This is a genomic window from Treponema primitia (assembly GCF_046533075.1).
In the GTDB taxonomy this organism is placed as follows: domain Bacteria; phylum Spirochaetota; class Spirochaetia; order Treponematales; family Breznakiellaceae; genus Termitinema; species Termitinema primitia_B.
This window is the reverse complement of the sequence record NZ_JAJQRB010000068.1, coordinates 24,281-45,559: the sequence shown is the minus strand read 5'-3', so window position 1 is coordinate 45,559 and position 21,279 is coordinate 24,281. Positions and strand designations below refer to the sequence as shown.

The following is a 21,279-nucleotide window of genomic DNA, read 5'->3' as shown; positions in this document are numbered from 1 at the left end:
TATAGTAAGGAAAAAACAAAATACAGACCGTTACCGAAGTTTTTAATACATACCGCGAAAGGCTCTCAAGGTTCATCCGCAAACGGGTACGCCTTCCTGAGGATTCGGAGGATATTCTCCAGGAAGTTTTTTATCAATTTACCCGGGTAAATAACATGGCCCAGCCGGTGGAACAGACAGCAGCCTGGCTCTACCGGGTGGCGCGCAACAAAATAATCAACCATCAAAACAAAAAACATGATGAACAAATGCCCGTGTATTATGATGATGAGGATGACGAATTTGTTTTACAGGATATAGCGGATCTTATCTTTGATACCGAAACAACGCCGGAAACAGAATATCTGCAATCGGTTGTTTTAGACGAGATAAAAAACGCCCTTGAGGAATTACCGAAAGAACAGCGGGACGTTTTTGAGCTGACCGAATACTTAGGCTTTTCGGTAAAAGAGGTGGCGGAAAAAACCCGGATTCCGGTTAATACGGTTTTGTCACGGAAACATTACGCGGTGCTGCACTTACGGAAGCGCTTGGCAGGGTTATACGCCGATCTTATGGGGATCGAATAAGCTAAAGATTTCATTATCCCTCTATATCTTTTTACGAAATTCGTGTATAATGATATAATTCTTATTCAGGAGGCTTAGTAATGACCGGTGTTGGACTTATTGTTGTTTTTGTCATCGCCATTATCGCGATGATCCTTGCTATCTCCAAGCTAAAGATTCACCCTTTTTTGGCGATTATGGCGATCTCTCTTCTTTTTGGGCTGATAGGGGGAATTCCCCTGGTGAATGTCACCCGGGAAGATAAGAGTGTAGTACAGGGTATTGCCAATGTTATCGGCGCAGGGTTCTCGGGAACCTTTACCAGCATCGGTATTGTGATTATCCTGGGCGCCCTTATCGGAACCGTGCTGGAAGCCACCGGAGCGGCCTTTAAGCTGGCCGATCTGGTCATTAAGCTGGTTGGCCCCAAACATCCGGTTCTGGCTATGCAGCTCATGGGCTGGGTAGTTTCCATTCCCGTATTCTGCGATTCCGGCTTTGTTATCCTTGACCCCATCCGGAAAGCCCTGGTCAAGCGTACGAAGGTGAGCAGCGTTGCCATGTCCGTGGCCTTGTCCACCGGTCTCTATGCGTCCCATGTCTTTATTCCCCCAACCCCCGGTCCTATTGCGGCGGCTAATACCCTGGGAGTGGGAAACAACCTGCTCCTCGTTATGGGTCTCGGTCTCCTGGTCTCCATACCCGCCCTGGTTGGCGCCATGCTGTTTGCCCAATACATCGGGAAAAAAGTAAAGTCCAAGGAAGACCTTGAGATTGACGGCTCTACTAAGTCCTACGAGGAAATTGTCGCCGGTTACGGCAAATTGCCCAACGGCGCTATCTCCCTGGCCCCCATTATTGTCCCCATCCTCCTCATGGCCCTGGGTTCAATCGCCTCCATGGCAAAATGGACGGGCTCTGCTTTTCAGATCTCCTCCTTCCTGGGAACCCCCATTATCGCCCTGGCGGTGGGAGTTCTTTTCGCGGTCTGGCAGCTTATTGTCGCAAACAAGCTGGATAAATTCTACGATATTACCAATGAGACCCTCAAGGTTGTCGGTCCCATCCTCTTCATCACCGCAGCGGGCGGTGTTTTGGGCCGGGTTATCGCCTCTACGGATATTGTACGGTTTATTACCACCAATTCCCAAGCCCTGGCAACGGTGGGAATCTTCTTCCCCTTCCTGCTTTCGACGATTCTTAAAACCGCTCAGGGTTCCTCAACCGTAGCCCTGACCACCACCGCAGGTATTGTGGCGCCCCTCCTCGGGGTCCTGAATCTGGATTCCCCCGCCCGGGCAGCCCTGACGGTAATCGCCATAGGCGCCGGCGCTATGACGGTGTCCCATGCCAACGATTCCTATTTCTGGGTGGTTACCAACTTCGGCGGTATGACCCCTGAACAGGGTTATAAAACCCAAACCACCGCGACCCTCATTGAAGGTATCTGCGGTATGGCGGGAGTGTTTATACTCTCCCTAATTCTGCACTAGGACGAAATTCATGGGGATCGGTACTTCTTTGAAAAAATTTATCCTTATTCCAGACTCATTCAAGGGAACTATGGATTCTGCGGAAATTTGTTCAATCATGGAAAAGCAGATTCATACGTATTATCCTGAAGCACAGGTGGTGTCGATCCCCGTGGCAGACGGTGGAGAGGGCAGCGTAGATTCATACCTTGCGGCGGTGGGGGGGCAAAAGGTCTCCATCCCCGCAAAGGGTCCCTATATGGAAGACATACAGGGTTTCTACGGTCTTATTGACGGCGGAAAAACGGCGGTAATTGAAATGGCCGCCTGCGCCGGACTTCCCATGGTAGGGGATAAACTCAATCCGGGGAAAACCACTACCTTTGGGGTAGGACAGTTGATAGCCGACGCCGCCGGGCGGGGCTGTACAAAAATTATCGTTTGCCTCGGGGGAAGCGCCACCAATGACTTCGGCGCTGGCGCGGCGGCCGGCGCGGGGGTGCGCTTCTATGATCACAGCGGTAAGGAATTTATCCCCCTGGGGGAGACCCTGGATCAGATAGGCCGTATTGATACGAGCGGCTTACGGACGGCTCTGGGGTCGATCGAATTTGTTACCATGTGTGATATTGATAATCCCCTTTACGGGCCGACAGGGGCAGCCCACGTATTTGGTCCCCAGAAGGGAGCCGATCCGGCCATGGTGGAATTTCTTGACAACCAGCTTCGAGCCGTGTCGGAAACGGTAAAGCGGGAATTAAAAACCGATGTGGCGGAACTGCCCGGCGCAGGCGCCGCAGGGGGCATGGGCGGCGGCATGGTTGCCTTCTTTGGTTCCCGCCTGCAGATGGGCATAGAAACTGTTTTGGATGCGGTACATTTTGATCGTATCCTGCAGGGTGCGGATGTGGTTTTTACCGGCGAAGGTAAAATCGATTTCCAAAGCCTCCGGGGTAAGGTGGTAATCGGTGTTGCCCGGCGGGCAAAAAAACAAAATGTTCCGGTCATCGCAATAGTCGGAGACATCGGGGACAACATTGAAGGGGCCTATGACGAAGGGGTCAGCGCCGTCTTCAGCATCAACCGGGTTGCTTTGCCCTATAAAGAATTACGGTCCCGGAGTAAAAATGACCTTGCCCTGACTATGGATAACCTGCTGCGGTTTATTCGTATTAAATAACAGCGAATAAACCTTTCCTTTTTCACCCTTATAGGGGTTGCCTCCTATAAGGGGTCTTTTAATAAATAAATTTTCTGTTATTGGGTAGGTTAAACTATGAAACATACTTTACGGTTTTTAATACTATTTGCGGGAATTTTACTTGTTTCTGCATTTACTATTTCATGCACAAGTACACCACATGGGTCAAATCAATTTGAAAAGTTTTCATCAACATTTTTAAAAGAAACCGATAAGGTTGAAAAAAGCATTATAACTTTTAGTGAACATGTAAAAGAATTATCCGCTTATGAAAATAAAATAGGCGCCTTATCAGATTCAGATTATGATAAGGTTGGGAAATTATCAACAAAAATATCTGATGCGAAAACTAAAACGGAAATACAAATAAGGACCGTAAAAGAGACAGCCAAAAGTGTAACATCAGATGGATATTATACAGCTACAAAGGAAAAAGTCGGCGGCTGGGATGCTGCCTCGTATACAAACCTGCATATCGAAATAACCATGAATGGGCTGGATAAACAGTATTCCGATTCACTCAGTGAATATAAAAATATTAATTTGAAATTATTAGAGAAACCAAACAAACCATTTAACAGCGATGCAATAAAAATTATGACAGAAGTGAAGATTTATATAGATTCCGCAAGATCCGATATTTCCGCCAAAAATTGGAATGCGGGAAAAGATAATGTAGACCATGCAAACACCGCGCTTAAAGATGCTATAAAGCTTGATTTAAATAATATTGAGCAATACAAAATAGGTTTATTACAAAATGATTTAAAAGATGTTGCCAACAAAATATCATTGGGCTCGGCGGTTAAGGAAACCGGATCGGTATTGAAAACCGTCGCCGAAGGGGCTGCAAATATTTGGGGCGGCGTTGGGAACATCATTAAAGGTGTAGGAAATTCCTTTGTAGAGGAAGAATAATTTTCGCAGAGGCGAGATTATCCTTCCTCTAATCAACTTTAGTCATTGTGAACTTTATCGTGCTTCCATTGGTGAGGGTATAAACGCCTGTAATGGTTTGTACTCCATTATCGTTGTACGATATGGTACCGACTCCTTCACTATAACCCTTGTTGGGATACATTTTTACCGTATTTCCATCACGCTGCCATCTATGACTATATGCAGTTCCGTTATTATATTGACCATAATCCTGAAATTCAGTAGTTCGGGTATTTTTCGAACCATCGCTGAATTCTTCAATTTCTTTCCACCAGGTACCCGACAACATTGGTTCCGTTTCACCCTGGGCGGATTCCCAACTTTGGTAATAGCGATGCGAGGTTGACGCGCACCCAATAAGAATTAAGCCAAACAAAACAATAACGCCGATAACGGCCCAAGATGTATTTCTTTTCATTTCCAAAACCTCCGTTTCCGTATTTGCATTTTTTAATCAACTTTAGTCAAGGTGAACTTCCCACTGAGTCCATTGGGCATGGTAATAATGCCGGTAATGATTTGCACTCCATCATCGTTATACGATATGGTGCCGATTGCTTCGCTATAGCCCTTGTTGGGATACATTTTTACCGTATTACCGTCACGCTGCCATCTACTATTAGTAACACCTCCGTCATAATATTGGCCAAATTCCTGAAATTCAGTAGTCCTGGTCTTCATATTACCGGTGCTATAGTCAAAAAATGGTGATTCCCACAAGGTACCCGACAACATTGGTTCCGTTTCACCCTGGGCGGATTCCCAACCTCGGTAAAAGTGACGAGTGATTGACGCACATCCGGTAAGGATCAAGCCAAACAAAACAATAACGCCGATAAGAGCCCAGGCTGTATTTCTTTTCATTTCCAAAACCTCCGTTTCCGTATTTGCATAATCACGGTCAGACACCTCAGGCTGTACCTTGCCTAGGGCCGGTATGTCCACTTCCTGGATTTAAGGTCGGTCCGCGTATAGGTTCCGGCTTTTTTCCCGTTCTTGTTGTAAGTACCTTCGAAAGAGTTGTTGTAATATACAGTGTGGGAATCACCAAATATACTATTTGCGTTTTCCATCTCTGAAATTTGCATACCCCATGTGGACGGTATGGTAACGTTGTACGGTATGGTTATGCTGGTGAAATTATTTTTCTCAAATGCCCCAAAACCAATGCTGGTAACGCTGGTGGGGATAATTATGCTGGTCAGGTGATTGTGGTTAAACGCATTCGCTCCAATGCGGGTAACGCTGCTGGGTATGGTTACACCGGTTAATCCTTTTCCCGAAAAGGTCACACGTGTGTATCGAGTTCCTTGAGAAGTATAGAGAGTCTCTGTATGTTTCGTCGAAAATGCCTCCTTGCCAATCGAAGTAACCGGAAGGCCGAAGACCGTGGGGGGTATAATAATCCTTCCGCCGGAACCTTTATACTCGGTAATTTCCCCGGAGGCGCTTATTACAAGGTCCGGCGATAAGCGGGCGACTTTCCGGCTGTCCACTCCAGCGATAACATCGGGAAGCTGCGCGTATGCCGCTTCCCGCAGAATGTTGATGCTCTTGGTTTTTGCCGCGGTTTCGGCGTCCACCCCATCGATGCGGGCGATTCTAACCGTCAGGCTGTCGGTAATATCATAGGCGTTCACCGAACTGAATCCCAGATTCTGGACGCCCCGCAGCCGGGGAATGAGCCGCCGAAAAGTATTGTCTCTCCACCACTCCACATCATAGCCGCTCTGCATGGTAATGCGCTCGCTCCCGATGGTTTTACCCTCCGAGTTCACCAGTTCCACCACCACATCAAAGCGCTGGTCCCGGTCGCCGAAGGGGGAATTCCCCACGGTGTTTTTGGGCCAGTTCATCCCCCATTTGTCGGCCTGCCCGGTCGCCAAAAGCCCCTCCCGCACCACGTTGATCACCCGCACCACGCTTCCCGCGGTATTAAACCACGCCACGTCAGGCACAAGATCAATGGTCACGCCGCTGATGGGTACCGTGTTATTCGAATAGTTGGTCTCCCCATGCTTGAGGTTCACGTCATACACAAGGGAGTAAAGGGGCTGCTGCTTTATATAGTCCGCATAGACCTGCTCCGCTTCGGCAAGGCGGGCCCTCCACTGGTCCCGCCACGCTATATCGTTCCGTATGTCCTGCCCCATATTGCCGCTGGTGATATTCGCGGTGAGGATATTGACCCGGCTCGCCGCCTCGATCAAACCGGGGTCGTAGTTGGCGGACTGCAGGTAATATGACAGCGCCTGCACCTCCGTGCCTCCCCGCTGGGCGGTAAGCCCCTGGGCCAGGGCGGTCTGGCCCTGCACCTCGTGCACCGCCGCCGCGCCTGAAAGCTCGTTCTTTGCCTCCGTGCTTAGCTGCACACCCATTTTTGCCAGAAGGTCCAGGGAAGTCTTGCGGACTCCGGTAAGGTTATTCAGTTCCTCAAATGTACAATTTCCCGAATACGAATGGATGGTTGTTTTATCGCTGGTTTTGGTTATCTGGATTTGCAGGACATAACCGTCTACAGTTTTCGTGATGACCCCGCCCATAATGAGTTCCGTGGGGATAAGGTGACCAAGGTCGGCGCCCGCTTTCGAGTCGTCATCGTAATAGCCGGAAAATATCTCCGCATACTGCGCATCCAGGCGTTGCCGGTCCAGCACGGAAATGGCGGAATAGCTGGCAAAATTGCTGACAAATTCCCCCTGCACCAGTGCGGGAATGTAATCCTGCTCTTCGGTCAGGCCCCGGGAGTCGGGCGCCAGGATGGCGAGGCTTATGCCCTTGCCGCCATCGCCGGTAAACAGGGGTGTCTTTTCCGGGACCACCGGTTCCTGTACAGACTCGGACGAGACGCATGACCCAAGGACAAGGGCAAAGAAAACAACGCAAAACAGGGGAACGAAATTTTTATGGTTCATCCGGCTGCTCCTTTTTTTCCACGATACTACCTGAAACATGGAAATATTATAGCAAATACGAAAAATTTGTGCAATATCTTTCTTTACTAAAAAGCGGAGTTATAATACAATATTGGACCTATACTAAACAGGGAGATAAAAATGTTTAGGAACCCATCAAATACCGTATCTGAATCACAATCCCTGCTATTGTACCACGCGGCCCAGCTTGTAACGCCCATTGGAAATGCCTTAAAACACGGCAAAGAAATGGGCAAGCTGGAAATTATACCCGATGCCGCCATATATATCGAAGGTGATACCATCATAGAAGCGGGTCCAACCGATATTTTGCTGAAAAAATACCATCCTGAGAAAACCGGGATGGAAAGCATTGACCTGACCGGGAAAGTAATTATCCCCGGCTTTGTGGATTCCCATACCCATTTTGTTTTTGGCGGGTACCGGCCGGAAGAATTTATCATGCGGCTTTCCGGCGCCCAGTACCTGGATATCATGAAAATGGGGGGAGGTATACAGAGTACAGTGGACGCCACCAAAAACACTCCCGCAGAAACGCTGTTCAGCGACGGCTTTAAACGGCTTAACGATATGCTTTCCATGGGGGTTACCACCGTTGAAGGGAAGAGCGGGTACGGGCTTGACAGGGACTGCGAGCTGAAACAGCTTGAGGTTTTAAACCATTTAAACCGGGAACATCCGGTGGATGTGGAAGTAACCTACATGGGCGCCCATGCAATTCCCCGGGGCTACCCCGGAGGAAGCGATGCTTATATCGATTTTATGGTGAAGGAAGTTTTACCGCTTATCCGGGAGAAAAAACTGGCCCGCTTTGCGGATATATTCTGTGAAGAAGGCGTCTTTACCCCCGAAGAATCCGAGCGCTACCTGGGTACATGCAAGGACATGGGTTTTGATACAAAGATCCACGCCGATGAAATTATCCCCCTGGGGGGCGGGGAACTGGCGGCAAAAACCGGATGCGCCAGCGCGGATCACCTGCTCGCCGTGTCCGACAGGGGTATCCAAATGCTTGCCGGCAGCGATACTGCAGCTACCCTTCTGCCCTGTACGGCCTTCTGCCTGAACAAGCCCTACGCACCGGCGCGGAAGCTTATAGACGCAGGCTGCGCTGTGGCCCTGGCAAGCGACTTTAACCCCGGCAGCTGTTTTACTAATTCTATACCCCTCATTTTTTCCCTGGGGGTTATCCATATGGGGATGACCATAGAAGAGGCTATCTGTTCCCTTACCCTTAACGGCGCGGGGGCTTTAAAAAGGGCCGACACCATTGGCAGCATAGAACCGGGGAAAAAGGCGGATATAACCGTACTGGCATACCCCGACTACCGTTTCCTGGTGTATCATTCGGCGAAAAATATAGTTACCCTGGTTATCAAAAACGGAAAAGTTTGTTATGATGAAGCAAAAAGAGGCGTATAGTATAACTATATGTCCCTTGCAACTGCCGCAAATTGGCCGGCCACCTTGGAAAATATATCGATCAGCACCGGATCAAAATGACTTCCCCTGCCTTCTTCAATTATCTTCCGCGCTTCTTCGGTACTGAAGGGCTTCTTGTACGGGCGGACCGAAATCAATGCGTCATACACATCGGCTATCGCCATCAAGCGCCCCTCCAGCGGAATATCTTTTCCGCCTATGCCGGAGGGATATCCCGTACCATCCCATTTTTCGTGATGGGTTCCGGCGATTCGCCTGGCGTGGCGCAGGAAAGCGTGCTCATTCGTATTCTTTTCTATCCTTTTTATGGCGTCCACACCGATTGTGGTATGGGTTTTCATAATTTCAAACTCCTCCGCAGTAAGCTTGCCTGGTTTATTCAGTACCAGGTCGCTTATAGCAATTTTACCGACATCGTGAAGCTGCGCAGATGGCAGCAGGTAATCCATATCCCAGGAGGATGCCTCGTCTGCGTAAATTTTTTCTTCGATCAATTTATCCAGCAGGATCTTCAAATATTTTTGTGTGCGGGAAACATGCCCTCCCGTTACATCGTCACGAAACTCAACAAGGTCGGCCACCGTATTCAGTACCGCGTTTTGCAGATTGAATATCTGCGCAGTTTTTTGGCGTACCATTTCTTCCAAGCCGGCGTTAAATTCTCTGAGCTGCATTTTCCTCGTTTCAGCAAGAAGATGGTTCTCAATACGCTTAAGCAGAAGCGGTGCGGAAAACGGTTTTGTCACATAATCAATCGCGCCGAGGCTCAGACCCTCTAACTCGCTCCCTTCGTCTGTTTTGGAGGTAAGAAATATAACGGGGATTTCAGCCCACTGGGGTTTACTTTTTAAATGCCTAATTGCTTCATAACCGTTTATATCCGGCATTTCGATATCCAGTAAAATCAAATCGGGGGTAATATTTTCCAACAAGTCGAACAGAATATCTGCCGAAGGAACCGGGTAAACCTTATATTGTTCCTTAAGCATCTCCTTGCCGGTAGTAAGATTAGTCATGTTATCATCAACAATAAATATTTTTTTACGTTCGTTTTCCATAAAAAACCTCCTATCTACAAATTACAAATTTTCATTCCTGTGACAAACGTTCGATAATCTGTTTGAACCCGGTTATGCTTACCTGCTCTTTTAACCATTCTACCAGCAGGACCCCTTCGGCGGAATTGTATTCATAACTTTCCAGTTCCTTCAAAGCCCGGTCAACCTCGTCAATGTCAAAGCGTTTGCAGGCTTCCAATAAAGCGGTCAGCACATCCGCATCAGGTTCTGTTTTTTTTGGCCTTGGGTTTTTATCCGCAATGTCTTGAAGCATGACGGACAAACTATTGATCAAAATTTGGACTGTTTCAATAAAATCATCGTTTTTCGCGTCGACCAGATCAAAGTTACCGGCCTTTGCGGCAAGCTCTAAAGTCTCGGCCTCCGCACCAACCGGCTCGGCTCCGATACTGCGGCTGCTGCTTTTTATTCCATGCACAACAATTGCGTAGTTTTTCAGATTTTTCGAACTACAGTTACGCAGCTGCTCAAGCAGGGGGGGTGTATTCCGCGTATAGGATTTGAGTACATCCAAATACGTTTCCTTATCCTCACCAAAACGCTTAAGCCCGTCTTTAAAGTCAAGTCCGTTGATGATTCTGTCAAAACTGATCCCCCTGTCATTATCACTATGTCTGTCCAATTCGTCCGGGTAAGTTCCCTGGAGCCTTTTCTCTAAATCCTTATCACGAACCCAGTGGTTGATAATAATATCCATGCGCATAATATCGATGGGCTTGGAGAGAAATGCCTGGAAGCCGTTGTTCAGGAACATGTCTTCGTTGCCGACAATGGCGTTTGCGGTAAGGGCAATGATGGGAACGGTTTTTGCATATTCCGTTCCGATTTCTTCGCGTATGATGCGCGTGGCCTCAATGCCGTCCATTCCGGGCATCATGTGATCCATAAAGATAGCATTGTATGTAACATTGGCGTTACGGATCATTTCAATAGCCGCGGGACCGCTGGATGCACAGTCTATTTGCATCCCATAGGGCTTCATCATGCCCCGGGCGACATCCAGGTTTGTCGGCACATCATCGACGACCAGTACCTTTGCATAGGGGATATACGCACGCACCAGCTTTGAACTCCGGTCACGCTTATTATCGGAATAGCAAAAGTTTCTAAGATTTTCGGCAACCTTCGCGCCAATCGGGACAGCGGCGCCGGCCCTACCCTGCCGTAAACGCACCGTAAACGTACTGCCCTTTCCATACTCGCTGTTTACCGTAATAGTACCATCCATCATCTCCACCATACTTTTACAGATGGAAAGACCCAAACCGGTTCCCTCAATTTTGCGGTTACTTTTTGTATCCACCTGATTGTATTCAGAAAAAAGTTTTTCCATATCCTCCGATCGAATACCAACACCGGTATCCTTAATACTGGAAACCAGCCATATATCATCACCGTCCTGTTCGCAGGAGATACTCCAGTCAACCCTGCCCTCACTTGTGTATTTGAAGGCGTTGCTTAAAAGATTGTTGAAAATCTGCTTGATACGCAGTTCATCCCCCACAAGCAAACCCGGTATAGTCTCATCAATATCCGTATTAAAGGTGATTGGTTTGGAGCCAATGCGCACGATGTTCAGTGTGATAGTATCGTTGATAAGACTTGGGGTATCGTATTCGACAGGGATGAGTTCAAACTTTCCGGATTCAATTTTTGATATATCCAGAATATCATTGATGAGGCTGAGCAGCGTAACCCCCGAATTATATACCTTTTCCAGATTTTCCCGGGGGTTTCCAACCACATCCCCGGAATCAAGGGTCAGCTCCGACAGGCCGATGATAGCGTTGAGGGGGGTGCGCATTTCATGGCTCATATTTGCCAGAAAATCGGACTTTGCTTCAGCGCTTGCAATTGCAAGCTCACGCGCCTGAACGATATCGTGGGTCATTTCGTTGCGCAGTATAGTGTTGGCGATCAATAAGCCGCCGGAGCGCAGCAAACCTTCATCATCACCGGAAAATATATGTTCCTTGTGACAGTCATCAAATGCCACAAATCCCCAAAAGCGTTCCTGGAAATGTACGGGAATAACCAGAATGGAAATAACCCCCTGGGGGGAAAGCTGCGCCTGCTCCGTCTGTGAAAGGGTACGGACAAGCCCGTTTATACTCTGCCCGGAGGAGAGCTTTTCTTCCCATCCGGGAATAGTTTTGCTATAGGAGACATTCATAGTAATAGGTTTACCCGACTGCGGATCCGCTCCTCCCGACCACTCATATATTTGCGAGCAATACAATTCTCCGTTTTCCGTATGATTTTGCCAAATGCGCATTCGGTCAACGCCGGCGCACCGCGCTATCATATCCATGCCATTCCACATATCGTTTTCAAAACTATTCGTTTCCGCCTGAAGCAGCATCACTGCGGTCTCGTTGATCGTATACAGGAGCTTTTCCTGGGATTCAAGGGTCGTTACCAGTTCGTTTATTGTTTTATATGGCCTTTCAATCGTAAGGGAAGCGGCAAACGCGGCTATGACACTCAGCAGCAGACACACTACCCCCACAAGCAGCAGTCCGCTACGGACATCCTGGAGCGGACTTTCCACGAGGGGCGCAACCACACCTAAGGACCAACCGACCCTTGAGCCCGTAATCGGCCTGTAGACACAGAACTGCTCTGCACCGTAAATTGAATACCGTTCCAATCCGGACTTCCCCTCAACCATGTGGCCGGTAACATCGGCAGTTTCTTGAAACTGACTGTCCGTCTTTGCCAGTTCGATGAAATTGTTTCGCCCTGTCACAAAGTCTTTGGCTACATTGGCTATTACGGTTCCCTCAGAGTCCAGTATAAAGATGTTACCGGTATTCCATATGGCAAATTCGGAAAGAATATCGCTGAAAAACAGACCGGACACGGTCGCGGACAGAACACGCCCGTCCACCGGAATGCAGACATGCAGCACAAACTCCCCGCTCGGGTCGTCTCTGGTCGTTGAGATGACAATTTCCCCATTGAAGGCGCTTTTTATATATTCGCTGTCGATTAAATCTTCAGGCGTCGGCGCTGTTCCCCATTGCGCTACAATACCGTTATGGTCAAAAATTGTCAGCGCCATAAAGTTGTCGTAGGCGGTGATCTGATCCGCCAAAATACGTTCAAGTTCCTCATCCGGAGCCTTGATAAGATTCCGCCCTACTATGACGGCATCCGCTTTTAGCCGGTTTATTTCGGTGGTGATAAGCCTATCCGCAATCTCCGCTATGGAAATCATATCGCTTTCAATGGTTTGTTCGAGATGTCCTGAGACAAAGAACAGGCCGGTCCCAATACCAAATATTATGATTATTACGGCTATCAGCATGATAATCGCGAAAACCTTTGTACGGATTGACATTACCTACCTCCTATCTTGCGTGACGGCTGCCGCGCTTGGAAAGCCTTTAATGAACGCCGTCGATAGTATACTACCCTTTACGCGTTTTTGAAAACTACTGATTAATACCGACGCTAAACGTGTGAAATAGAATGGAAAAATGGCATGTTTTGAACATTTTAGTGTCGTTTTTTACCTATTTTTCAAAAAACGACACTAAAAAAGCTATTTTGGGGGAAAAGGACAATAGTACTTTACAAAAGCTTCCGGACCGTGTATGTTAGCATGGTATAATATAGTTATGTTTATATAACTATAAAGTTAACCAAGGGGGATGATTATGAACAATTGGTGGAAGTACGGTCTGGTTTTTGTGGGCGGAGCGGTAGTCGGAGCGCTGGTATACAAAAACAGCAGGGAAATCCGGAATCTGTGTACCAAGGCTATGGGCGGTGTTATGGATTTGAAGGATAAGGCTATGGAGACCGCGGAAATCCTGAAAGAGGGCGCCGAGGATCTTCTTGCCGAAGCTGAAGCCCAGCGCAAAGCGGCTGGGACTGCAGAGGCCAAGGCATAAGCGGTGCGTTTTACAGTTGTACATTCCCTCCCTGGACGGGTGCGGCTTCGTACCAACCCCGATACGCTAAAGTTTTGTTCCGACAGCGGCTTGGCCGGTATTAGCCGGAATATCGCGGATATTCCCGGGGTACGGAGCGCCGCCCTTAACCCCAGGACGGGGAGTATACTGCTGTATTACGATCCTGCACTGCTCGACAAACCGGGACTTTTTGGAATTTTGCTGCGACTCGATCTGAGTTCCCAGATCCCCGCAAAGGCGCATGGGGGGAAAAAAGGAAGTCCAGGCTGGTCTTATATAGGCTACCAACTTTTCCGCTTTCTTCGTCCCCCGGCGCTTAAACCTCTCTTTACGATAGTGGGAGCCCTGCCTTTTATTTTTGCGGGACTACGTTCCCTGTATAAATTGAAAATGGATATTCCCCTTCTTGACGGATCGGTAATCTTACTTTCACTGTTGGGGAAGGATTATAAGACCGCATCAACCTTGATGATGCTTCTTAAAACCGGTCAGTACCTTGAAGATTGGGCCAGGGCGCGTTCCCGGGAAAATCTTGCCATAGGAATTTCCCTGAATGTGGGTCAGGTCTGGATACGGCATGACGGCCGGGACGAGCAGATTCCCTACTCCCGGCTTAAAAAGGGCGACCTGGTGGTACTCCGGGCGGGGGCCCTAATCCCCATTGATGGGAGGGTTGTCGAAGGCAATGCCATGGTAAATGAAAGTTCCATGACCGGCGAACCCCTGGCCTCTTCCCGGACCATAGGCGCCACGGTTCACGCCGGAACGGTCATTGAGGAAGGGGAACTGGTGGTCGAGCTTGTTCAAAAAGGAGAAGATACCCGCTTCCAAAAAATTGTGCAGCTTATAGAAGAATCGGAAGCAGTCAAGGCTAAGATAGAAAGCAGGGTCAATGAGCTTGCGAATAAAGCGGTACCCTTTAGCTTTATTGCCGCCGCGTTTGCCGCGCTCCTCAAGGGTAATATTAAAAAAGCTCAAACCATACTTTCTATCGATTATTCTTGTGCCATTAAACTTTCTACACCCCTGGTCTTTCTTTCCGCCATGCGTGAGGGTCTGCAGAATGGCGTGTTCTTTAAGGGCAGCGCCCCAATGGAGGCTTTTGCCGGGGTGGACACTATTGTCTTTGACAAAACCGGAACTCTCACCAAAGCTACCCCTACCCTTCTGCGGATCATTCCCTATAACGGTTACGCATGCGCAGATGTCCTGCGGATCGCCGCATGTCTTGAGGAGCATTTTCCCCATCCGGTGGCAAAGGCTGTGGTAAAACGCGCATTGGAAGAAGGGGTGGAACATCGGGAAAAACACAGTACGGTTAAGTACATTGCCGCCCATGGTATAGCCACCGAATATGAGGGAAAACATACCGTCATCGGGTCCCGGCATTTTATCAGCGAAGATGAGGGGATAGATATTGCTATCGCCTCAGGTGATGAGGCCACCGCCATCGCTGAAGGGAGATCCGTTCTGTACCTTGCCAGTGAAGGTAAAATCGCCGGGCTTCTGGTCATCGACGATCCCCTGCGGGAGGAAGCGGCGGAAGTTATCGCCATGCTGCGGAAACTGGGGATCAAACGGATCTATCTTCTCTCCGGGGACAATAAGCGGACCACCGAAAGGATAGCCCGGAATCTTGGGGTGGATGCTTTTCGCGGGGAACTCCTGCCAAATGAAAAAACAGACCTGGTTAGGGCGCTTAAGGAGAAGGGCTGTTCCGTTGCGGTAGTGGGGGACGGCATGAACGACTCTCCGGCCATGTCCGCTTCTGATGTGGGTATAGCCATGAAGGACGGGGCCGACCTGGCGCAGAGCGTTGCGGACATTACCCTTAAGGACCCTTCCCTCTACCCCCTGGTCATTGCACGGCTCATGTCGGAGCGGGCTATGAAGCGGATACATGACAATACCGTTGCTGCTATCAGCATTAACAGTGTCCTCATCCTCATGAGTTTTTTTGGTAATTTTACTACCACCAGTTCTGTATGGCTCCACAACCTCACCACCCTGGCGGTCAGTTTGAACAGTATGCGTCCCCTGATTAAGGAATCAAAATGATTGTAAGTTACAGTCCCGGCCGCATACGGCTGCGGTTTAAAGAACTGCGGAACCCAGGAATTGCTGAACCGGTTTCTAAGCGCATAGGGAATACGCCGGGAATTACCCGGGTGGAAATTAAACCCCTCACCGGCAGTCTTCTCATCGAATTTGACATAGCGGTACTGCCCCCTGCAGAGTTTATGGCAATGGGTAAACAGGAACTGGAAAAATTGGGTATTCATCTGGATCTGCCGGATCAATTTAAGCTCTAAAAGAGGGTTTCGTTTATGTTGGGGAAAATTCCCCAACAATTTTTAGCCGCACCCGGTCAAAATGGGCAAAGGTCCGTTTCGCCTTCTCCGGCCGGTGATATACTTTCCAGTAACCACAGCAGTCATAGGGACTCGGTTTTCCCGCACAGAAGGCAATAACATCCTCCGGGGGATATCCCAGGAAGATTCCGACTTCGTGGGGGAAAATAGCGTGGTTGAAAAACCGGTTTTCTAAATGTTCCAAACAGGAATCCAATCCGGATCCTATGGGATACGAAAGAGATCCCAGGTATCGCCCGGACGGGCTGTGCAGCACCTTCCGCAGTAAACACCGCCGGTACAGCAGTACCAGGACGCCGGCGGAGCTTTCCCGCAGAAACGCTGCCGAGATGTCCAGCGCTCGGCAGATTTCTTCCCCCCAGGTATTCCAAGCCCTATCCAGCCCGTTTCGGGGCAGACGTACCAGAGACGCCGGTTTGATCCCCCCGATTGTAGGTCCGGCGGCCCAGCGTATAAAGACCTCCAGCTGGTTCCGTTCCCCCCGGAACCGCAGCATAAGGCGGTATATATTTGCCAGCATACGCTTATTCATGAACTGTTCCTGAACCGCTTCGTTACTTCCGGAAATACCGGTACGCTTTTCCATACTCAGCCGGCCAGCTTTTTTCCCAGTTCATAACATTTGGCAAGCTCCGCTTCCCCGGGTTCGAGGTGCGCAATAATTCCTTCACCCTCAAGTTTCGCCCCCAGGCCCTTCATCCGTTCAGCCCAATCCCGCATCCACTGACCATCCCCCCAGTCATAGGAACCGAACAGCCCCAATGGTTTATCCTTAATACGATCGGAACCCAGGGACGCGATAAAGGGTTCCATATCCCCTTCCTCAATAACCTCATCCCCCATGGCGGGAGACCCAAAGGCCAGAGCATCCGCCGACTGTACCAGATCTGCCGGGGCTGCATCCGGCGTCTTGCAGATAGCCTCACCGCCCCCTTCGGTAACTCCCTTGGCCACCGCTTTTGCCATACTTTCGGTATTGCCGCTGCTGCTCCAGTATACGATTACCACCTTTTTCATCTGAAACTCCTTATAGTTATATATTACTAACAATATTATATAAAGCTAACATATACGATTGAAAAACATCTGTCAAGGTATTTTTTGCAAAAACTTAAGAAAAATTATGAATTTTAGGCGGAGAGGGCTTAAAACCCCGGACATTTATCCCGGTATACGTTAAAAAAGGGCTTGACGTACTCGGCGTTTTTCGATACATTAGATAAACATTTATCGCCATAGGGGCGGTTTTTTGTATCCTTGGGCCGCTAGCTCAGCTGGTAGAGCAGCAGACTCTTAATCTGCGGGTCCTGAGTTCGATCCTCGGGCGGCTCATAAACCTAATTCGTTGTGTTACAAAGGATTAGATTGTTTTAAAGAACTACCCTACGAAGGGCGTTCTAACCTATTGCGTCAAAAACGCAAAAGTGACACATGGGAACCTAAAACCCCATGACTAACCCATTCTCAATTTCACATACCGGCTAAAGCGGGTATCAGGGACTTGGGAGACATCAATGGGTTCCTTGCCGATGAACTTGCCAAACGAAAAATAAAACAAGAAAGTACCCGTGCGACTTAATCATTGATTCCCTTTCCGAATTTCTATATAACCGGAGCCGTCCGATTCAGGCGATTTGATATCTTGTTTGTCGCTTTGAAGGCGACCTTTTTTATACTGTAAAGCATAATATTATACACTATCAAAGTGAGGAAAAAATCATACCTAAAATGATTGAAATATCTTCCAGAGGTTTTGAATTATTTGGAACCTATTTTATGGATTTATGGTTTTAAGAAATTATCAAATAACAAGGAGGTGAAATATGTCTAAATACAATCTTGAATTGGAATATGTCATACCGGATGTTGATATTAATGAGGATGAATTACAGGAAATTATATGCGAAGCAAACCATATCATCAAAAACAAAGATAGTGATCCTGAAACATTGCTTTGGGCTTATGTTAAGAAGGGCCAAGCCATACAGGAGAGTAAAAATATCGATATAGAAAAAAGCAAGCCCTATTTTACAAAGGCTTTAAAAATGTGTCCTGATATGTTGCCGGCGCTTTTAGGTATGGGTAGAATATATGAATCTTCCTATTCAAAATGTCAGGATGATAAGAAGGCATTCGCTTATTATAATCAAGCGGTGAATATAATGCCTAATTATCCAGCTTCATATCTTGAACTGGTCCGATTGTACGATCAGGATGATGAAGAACGAATTGTTAATTGTACTAAAGCGATCAGCCTGAAACCGGATTATGCTGTGGCATTTTGGAGGCGAGGATATGCTCATTCTTTTCGTGGTGAATCGGATCAAGCAATAGCCGATTATACGGAAGCCATACGGCTCAAGCCAAATTGGAGTTTCATGTATAATCTTCGAGGTAATGTTTATAATTATGAAAAAGGAGACTTTGATAAGGCTATAGCTGACTACACGGAATCGATACACATTAATCCGGATTTTAGTTATAACTATAAAGATCGCGGATATGCGTATGACAAAAAAGGGAATAAGGATGATGCTATAACAGATTTTCTACACTTTATAAATGTTGGATGGGAAGAAGGATTTGAATACAGATTTGGAAGGAAAAATACGAGAGAACACTATGAATCGCATTATTTTAAATCTGATTCAATACAGGATGAAATAAATTCTGATAAACAAAACATGGAAAATAAAAAAGCCATAGAAAATTACAACAGTATACTTTCTGTTAATCCGGGTGATAAATATTCTCTCAAAAAACGCGCTGAATTGTATGTGCAAGTAGAAGAATATGATTTGGCGATAGTGGATTATTCTGAATTGTTACGACTTGTTGAAGTTTCCCTTGTTGAAATTTCCGATAAATTAGAATCAGATGTTATTGAACTGGATGCTATAATTGCCTATGAAAAACGCGGTATAGTATGGCATTATAAGGGCGAAATAGATAAAGCTATTGCCGATCTTTCAGACTCAATTTATCTTTCGTTAAAACAAGAATGCGGTGGCCTTGGAATATATCTTCACCGAAGCAGCCTTTACGCTGAAAAAGGCGAATATGATAAGGCTATAATGGATATAGCTACCGGCTTTCGATTCTACTTTCCGCCTGGATTAGTACCCTATGCGTTTGCAGACCGTGGATTATACTATAATAGAATCGGTAATTATAGCAAAGCGATCAAAGACTGTACCGAGGCGATACGGATTATGCCGGATTTTTCCGCTGCGTATCGTGATCGTGGAGAAGCATACATCGGTAAGCATCAATACAAAAAAGCGATTAAGGATCTTGATGAAGCGATACGATTGGATAATCAAAATGCGTCTGCGTATTATTTTCGAGGCGAGGCATATCGTTTGAGCCGAAAATATAAGAATGCATTAGCAGATTATGATGAAGCTCTCAAGATAGAGCCTGATTTTATTGAAACGATTCAAAAAAGAGAGCTTGTCTATAATAAAATAACGTAATTATACTTAACTCTCAGGGAGCAAATATGACAGAAGAAAATGAACGCCATATGAATGAGTTAGCAGTTAGAATAAGCCTTAAACAAGCGGAAGTTTTGCAGGAAAAATGTACGCAAGCTAAGCCCGATGAAAATAATGAAGCCGGGATTAAGTCCGAATTTGAACCGCTTGACTCAATAAATAATACCTTACTAAAAAAGTAATGTCGCCACGAAAGGGACAAATACTCTCAAAATACCCACTACCATGGAGGCACGAATGATTAATGATGCAATGGTCCAAGGACTAAAAGCGTATATCAAGGAGCATTATGTATTACGGGGTGATTATCCTCTTGCAAATGACTTCAAGCCTTACCCTATTGATACCCAAAAGCAGGGAATAATGCCGTCCCTGGATAAGCTGTCAAGTGAAATGGGCGGTTATATTAAAAAGCGAAGAAGCTCCCAAACTTTCGCGGTTTTGCTGGATAAGCTACGGGAGGAAAAAGGGCTTACCCCGGCGCAGTTGTATGAGGGGGCCTGGATCGACCGAAGGCTTTACTCAAAAATTATAGGGAACCGGTATTATCATCCGGTCAAAAATACCGTCATTGCCCTTGGCTTATCGCTTAAGCTTTCCATGCCCGAAATGGAGGAATTGCTTAGCAGCGCGGGATTTGTGCTCAATAATAGCTCGATTTTTGATTTGGCCATCATGTTCTGCCTTGACAACAAAATATATGATATTTATGATGTTAATGTCCTTCTATTGGAGGCTGACCAGAAGGTGCTTTGCAGGGAGTGAGGAAAGGGCTAAATTTTATATTAGTTAAAGGAGTTGTTTATGGCTATTAAGGAAGAAAGTGTTTTAAATCAATTTGTTAATGAGATAAGCACTGAAAGTGATATTATTGAAACCCAAAAATATGTCGAAAAAGGACTGCCTAATAAAAAAGAAGGCCCCATAAAAAAAATATGGGATCAAGTTTTAGGTCTTTGGGCATATGTTAAAAGTAATGATGTTTCATGGATCAATAAAATATTGCCTGTTGCCGGATTAGCATATTTGGTAAGCCCCATTGATGCAGTGCCTGATTACATACCGGGGATCGGGTTGTTGGATGATGCCGGCATTATCGGTCTAATTGTATTTAAAATGGGTGCAGTATTAACGCCGTATATTAAAAAAATAAAAAAAGAAAAATCAGAAGTGGAAAAACCAGTAAAGAAAAATATTATTAATGAAGAATCGTTAAAACCATGGCAAAGGACAATTATTATTATAATACCGGATGATAATGACAGGGTATTTGAGACTGATTTACCACTGTACACCATTTCAAAAGCCGCTTCATTATTCAAATTTAGCCCGGGTCATCCGAAAGTCAATACAGCATATGCAACCATTGATAAGGTAATTCCTGATCAGTATATTGTATTAAGCGAATATCAAAAATTCTATAATGAAAAAAAGTTCAGCGCATTCAAAGAACTGTGTGCCAGTTTAGGTGCAAAGGAAATGAAACTCAAATCTGCGGTAGAAAATGGCATAGAACTTGATATTCATGCAAACGCTATAATTTCGGAAGGTATTAAAATAGGGATGGGAACAAGTAGTGGTAAGAAAAAATCAATAGCAGAAACTTTGGAGCTTTCTTTTTCCGGAAAAAATAAAGGGATAAAAGAGTTTTCTTCTCCTTGGCTTGATTTTGAACCAAAATGGATTGAATTGCGTAATATGAGGAACTATTCGCTTGAAAATGCTACAATTGAATATGAATATGAAGATAATTTAGGAATATCAACAGAGCTTTCTGCTAATTTGGAAAAATGTGATATTAGCGTGGGCGGTAAATTTGAAAAGATTAACAGTATAAAATATGCCTATACCATTACATTTTATAATTAAAGG

Annotated in this window: 19 protein-coding genes and 1 tRNA gene; 13 read left to right on the top strand and 7 right to left on the bottom strand. The window is 46.6% G+C overall.

Annotated features, from left to right (window positions below):
- The first annotated feature begins 20 nt into the window (after positions 1 to 20).
- From LQZ19_RS14260 to LQZ19_RS14245, 4 genes are all read left to right on the top strand, one after another.
- Positions 21 to 569 (top strand): RNA polymerase sigma factor, encoded by a 549-nt coding sequence (locus LQZ19_RS14260; protein ID WP_411048456.1) that lies wholly within the window; start codon positions 21 to 23, stop codon positions 567 to 569.
- Positions 570 to 649: 80 nt separating this feature from the next.
- The gene (locus LQZ19_RS14255) at positions 650 to 2,041 is read left to right on the top strand and encodes a GntP family permease (protein ID WP_411048345.1); all 1,392 of its coding nucleotides are present in this window, start codon (positions 650 to 652) and stop codon (positions 2,039 to 2,041) included.
- A 28-nt stretch (positions 2,042 to 2,069) separates the two neighbouring features.
- Positions 2,070 to 3,200 carry a glycerate kinase family protein gene (locus tag LQZ19_RS14250; RefSeq protein WP_411048344.1) on the top strand — a complete coding sequence of 377 codons (1,131 nt, stop codon included), beginning with the start codon at positions 2,070 to 2,072 and terminating at the stop codon, positions 3,198 to 3,200.
- 96 nt (positions 3,201 to 3,296) lie between these two features.
- The gene (locus LQZ19_RS14245; protein ID WP_411048343.1) at positions 3,297 to 4,139 is read left to right on the top strand and encodes a hypothetical protein; all 843 of its coding nucleotides are present in this window, start codon (positions 3,297 to 3,299) and stop codon (positions 4,137 to 4,139) included.
- Between the two features lie 28 nt (positions 4,140 to 4,167).
- Here LQZ19_RS14245 and LQZ19_RS14240 read toward each other — a convergent pair whose 3' ends face one another.
- From LQZ19_RS14240 to LQZ19_RS14230, 3 genes are all read right to left on the bottom strand, one after another.
- A complete protein-coding gene (locus LQZ19_RS14240) occupies positions 4,168 to 4,578 on the bottom strand; it encodes a hypothetical protein (RefSeq protein WP_411048342.1) in 411 nt (136 codons plus the stop codon).
- Positions 4,579 to 4,610: 32 nt separating this feature from the next.
- On the bottom strand, positions 4,611 to 5,024 hold the full coding sequence (locus tag LQZ19_RS14235; protein WP_411048341.1) for a hypothetical protein: 414 nt from the start codon (positions 5,022 to 5,024) through the stop codon (positions 4,611 to 4,613).
- A gap of 62 nt (positions 5,025 to 5,086) precedes the next feature.
- Positions 5,087 to 7,075: a leucine-rich repeat domain-containing protein gene (locus LQZ19_RS14230; RefSeq protein WP_411048340.1), complete on the bottom strand. Its 1,989-nt coding sequence runs from the start codon at positions 7,073 to 7,075 to the stop codon at positions 5,087 to 5,089.
- Between the two features lie 141 nt (positions 7,076 to 7,216).
- On the opposite strand from LQZ19_RS14230, the gene hutI reads away from it, so the two are divergent.
- Positions 7,217 to 8,518 (top strand): imidazolonepropionase, encoded by a 1,302-nt coding sequence (hutI, locus tag LQZ19_RS14225; RefSeq protein ID WP_411048339.1) that lies wholly within the window; start codon positions 7,217 to 7,219, stop codon positions 8,516 to 8,518.
- Positions 8,519 to 8,523: 5 nt separating this feature from the next.
- Here the strand turns inward: hutI and LQZ19_RS14220 are convergent, their stop codons facing one another.
- Together LQZ19_RS14220 and LQZ19_RS14215 are read right to left on the bottom strand one after the other, a co-directional pair.
- Positions 8,524 to 9,597 (bottom strand): HD domain-containing phosphohydrolase, encoded by a 1,074-nt coding sequence (locus tag LQZ19_RS14220; protein ID WP_411048338.1) that lies wholly within the window; start codon positions 9,595 to 9,597, stop codon positions 8,524 to 8,526.
- A gap of 31 nt (positions 9,598 to 9,628) precedes the next feature.
- On the bottom strand, positions 9,629 to 12,961 hold the full coding sequence (locus tag LQZ19_RS14215; RefSeq protein WP_411048337.1) for an ATP-binding protein: 3,333 nt from the start codon (positions 12,959 to 12,961) through the stop codon (positions 9,629 to 9,631).
- Positions 12,962 to 13,280: 319 nt separating this feature from the next.
- Between LQZ19_RS14215 and LQZ19_RS14210 the strand changes: the two genes are divergently transcribed.
- From LQZ19_RS14210 to LQZ19_RS14200, 3 genes are read left to right on the top strand one after another with little or no spacing between them, the layout of a single operon-like run.
- Positions 13,281 to 13,517, top strand: coding sequence for a hypothetical protein (locus LQZ19_RS14210; protein WP_411048336.1), 237 nt, complete (start codon positions 13,281 to 13,283; stop codon positions 13,515 to 13,517).
- Between the two features lie 3 nt (positions 13,518 to 13,520).
- The gene (locus LQZ19_RS14205; RefSeq protein ID WP_411048335.1) at positions 13,521 to 15,596 is read left to right on the top strand and encodes a heavy metal translocating P-type ATPase; all 2,076 of its coding nucleotides are present in this window, start codon (positions 13,521 to 13,523) and stop codon (positions 15,594 to 15,596) included.
- Positions 15,593 to 15,850: an HMA2 domain-containing protein gene (locus tag LQZ19_RS14200; RefSeq protein WP_411048334.1), complete on the top strand. Its 258-nt coding sequence runs from the start codon at positions 15,593 to 15,595 to the stop codon at positions 15,848 to 15,850. Before LQZ19_RS14205 ends, LQZ19_RS14200 begins: the two co-directional genes overlap by 4 nt.
- Before the next feature lie 13 nt (positions 15,851 to 15,863).
- Here LQZ19_RS14200 and LQZ19_RS14195 read toward each other — a convergent pair whose 3' ends face one another.
- Together LQZ19_RS14195 and LQZ19_RS14190 are read right to left on the bottom strand one after the other, a co-directional pair.
- On the bottom strand, positions 15,864 to 16,496 hold the full coding sequence (locus LQZ19_RS14195) for a DUF3793 family protein (protein ID WP_411048333.1): 633 nt from the start codon (positions 16,494 to 16,496) through the stop codon (positions 15,864 to 15,866).
- Positions 16,497 to 16,498: 2 nt separating this feature from the next.
- The gene (locus tag LQZ19_RS14190) at positions 16,499 to 16,927 is read right to left on the bottom strand and encodes a flavodoxin (RefSeq protein ID WP_411048332.1); all 429 of its coding nucleotides are present in this window, start codon (positions 16,925 to 16,927) and stop codon (positions 16,499 to 16,501) included.
- 242 nt (positions 16,928 to 17,169) lie between these two features.
- Here LQZ19_RS14190 and LQZ19_RS14185 point away from each other — a divergent pair.
- The 5 genes from LQZ19_RS14185 (at position 17,170) to LQZ19_RS14165 (ending at position 21,276) form a co-directional block, all read left to right on the top strand.
- A tRNA-Lys gene (locus LQZ19_RS14185) sits at positions 17,170 to 17,242 on the top strand.
- Between the two features lie 491 nt (positions 17,243 to 17,733).
- Positions 17,734 to 19,386 carry a tetratricopeptide repeat protein gene (locus LQZ19_RS14180; RefSeq protein WP_411048331.1) on the top strand — a complete coding sequence of 551 codons (1,653 nt, stop codon included), beginning with the start codon at positions 17,734 to 17,736 and terminating at the stop codon, positions 19,384 to 19,386.
- Between the two features lie 26 nt (positions 19,387 to 19,412).
- The gene (locus tag LQZ19_RS14175) at positions 19,413 to 19,589 is read left to right on the top strand and encodes a hypothetical protein (protein ID WP_411048330.1); all 177 of its coding nucleotides are present in this window, start codon (positions 19,413 to 19,415) and stop codon (positions 19,587 to 19,589) included.
- 55 nt (positions 19,590 to 19,644) lie between these two features.
- The gene (locus tag LQZ19_RS14170; RefSeq protein WP_411048329.1) at positions 19,645 to 20,172 is read left to right on the top strand and encodes a DNA-binding protein; all 528 of its coding nucleotides are present in this window, start codon (positions 19,645 to 19,647) and stop codon (positions 20,170 to 20,172) included.
- Positions 20,173 to 20,211: 39 nt separating this feature from the next.
- Positions 20,212 to 21,276: a YkvA family protein gene (locus LQZ19_RS14165; protein WP_411048328.1), complete on the top strand. Its 1,065-nt coding sequence runs from the start codon at positions 20,212 to 20,214 to the stop codon at positions 21,274 to 21,276.
- Positions 21,277 to 21,279 lie beyond the last annotated feature (3 nt).

Bases quoted from the DNA above. Each gene is read 5' to 3' on its own strand.
- LQZ19_RS14255 (WP_411048345.1), top strand. From the start codon at position 650: ATGACCGGTGTTGGACTTATTGTTGTTTTTGTCATCGCCATTATCGCG.
- LQZ19_RS14245 (WP_411048343.1), top strand. From the start codon at position 3,297: ATGAAACATACTTTACGGTTTTTAATACTATTTGCGGGAATTTTACTT.
- LQZ19_RS14240 (WP_411048342.1), bottom strand. From the start codon at position 4,578: ATGAAAAGAAATACATCTTGGGCCGTTATCGGCGTTATTGTTTTGTTT.
- LQZ19_RS14235 (WP_411048341.1), bottom strand. From the start codon at position 5,024: ATGAAAAGAAATACAGCCTGGGCTCTTATCGGCGTTATTGTTTTGTTT.
- LQZ19_RS14230 (WP_411048340.1), bottom strand. From the start codon at position 7,075: ATGAACCATAAAAATTTCGTTCCCCTGTTTTGCGTTGTTTTCTTTGCC.
- hutI (WP_411048339.1), top strand. From the start codon at position 7,217: ATGTTTAGGAACCCATCAAATACCGTATCTGAATCACAATCCCTGCTA.
- LQZ19_RS14220 (WP_411048338.1), bottom strand. From the start codon at position 9,597: ATGGAAAACGAACGTAAAAAAATATTTATTGTTGATGATAACATGACT.
- LQZ19_RS14215 (WP_411048337.1), bottom strand. From the start codon at position 12,961: ATGTCAATCCGTACAAAGGTTTTCGCGATTATCATGCTGATAGCCGTA.
- LQZ19_RS14210 (WP_411048336.1), top strand. From the start codon at position 13,281: ATGAACAATTGGTGGAAGTACGGTCTGGTTTTTGTGGGCGGAGCGGTA.
- LQZ19_RS14200 (WP_411048334.1), top strand. From the start codon at position 15,593: ATGATTGTAAGTTACAGTCCCGGCCGCATACGGCTGCGGTTTAAAGAA.
- LQZ19_RS14195 (WP_411048333.1), bottom strand. From the start codon at position 16,496: ATGGAAAAGCGTACCGGTATTTCCGGAAGTAACGAAGCGGTTCAGGAA.
- LQZ19_RS14190 (WP_411048332.1), bottom strand. From the start codon at position 16,927: ATGAAAAAGGTGGTAATCGTATACTGGAGCAGCAGCGGCAATACCGAA.
- LQZ19_RS14180 (WP_411048331.1), top strand. From the start codon at position 17,734: ATGTCTAAATACAATCTTGAATTGGAATATGTCATACCGGATGTTGAT.
- LQZ19_RS14175 (WP_411048330.1), top strand. From the start codon at position 19,413: ATGACAGAAGAAAATGAACGCCATATGAATGAGTTAGCAGTTAGAATA.
- LQZ19_RS14170 (WP_411048329.1), top strand. From the start codon at position 19,645: ATGATTAATGATGCAATGGTCCAAGGACTAAAAGCGTATATCAAGGAG.
- LQZ19_RS14165 (WP_411048328.1), top strand. From the start codon at position 20,212: ATGGCTATTAAGGAAGAAAGTGTTTTAAATCAATTTGTTAATGAGATA.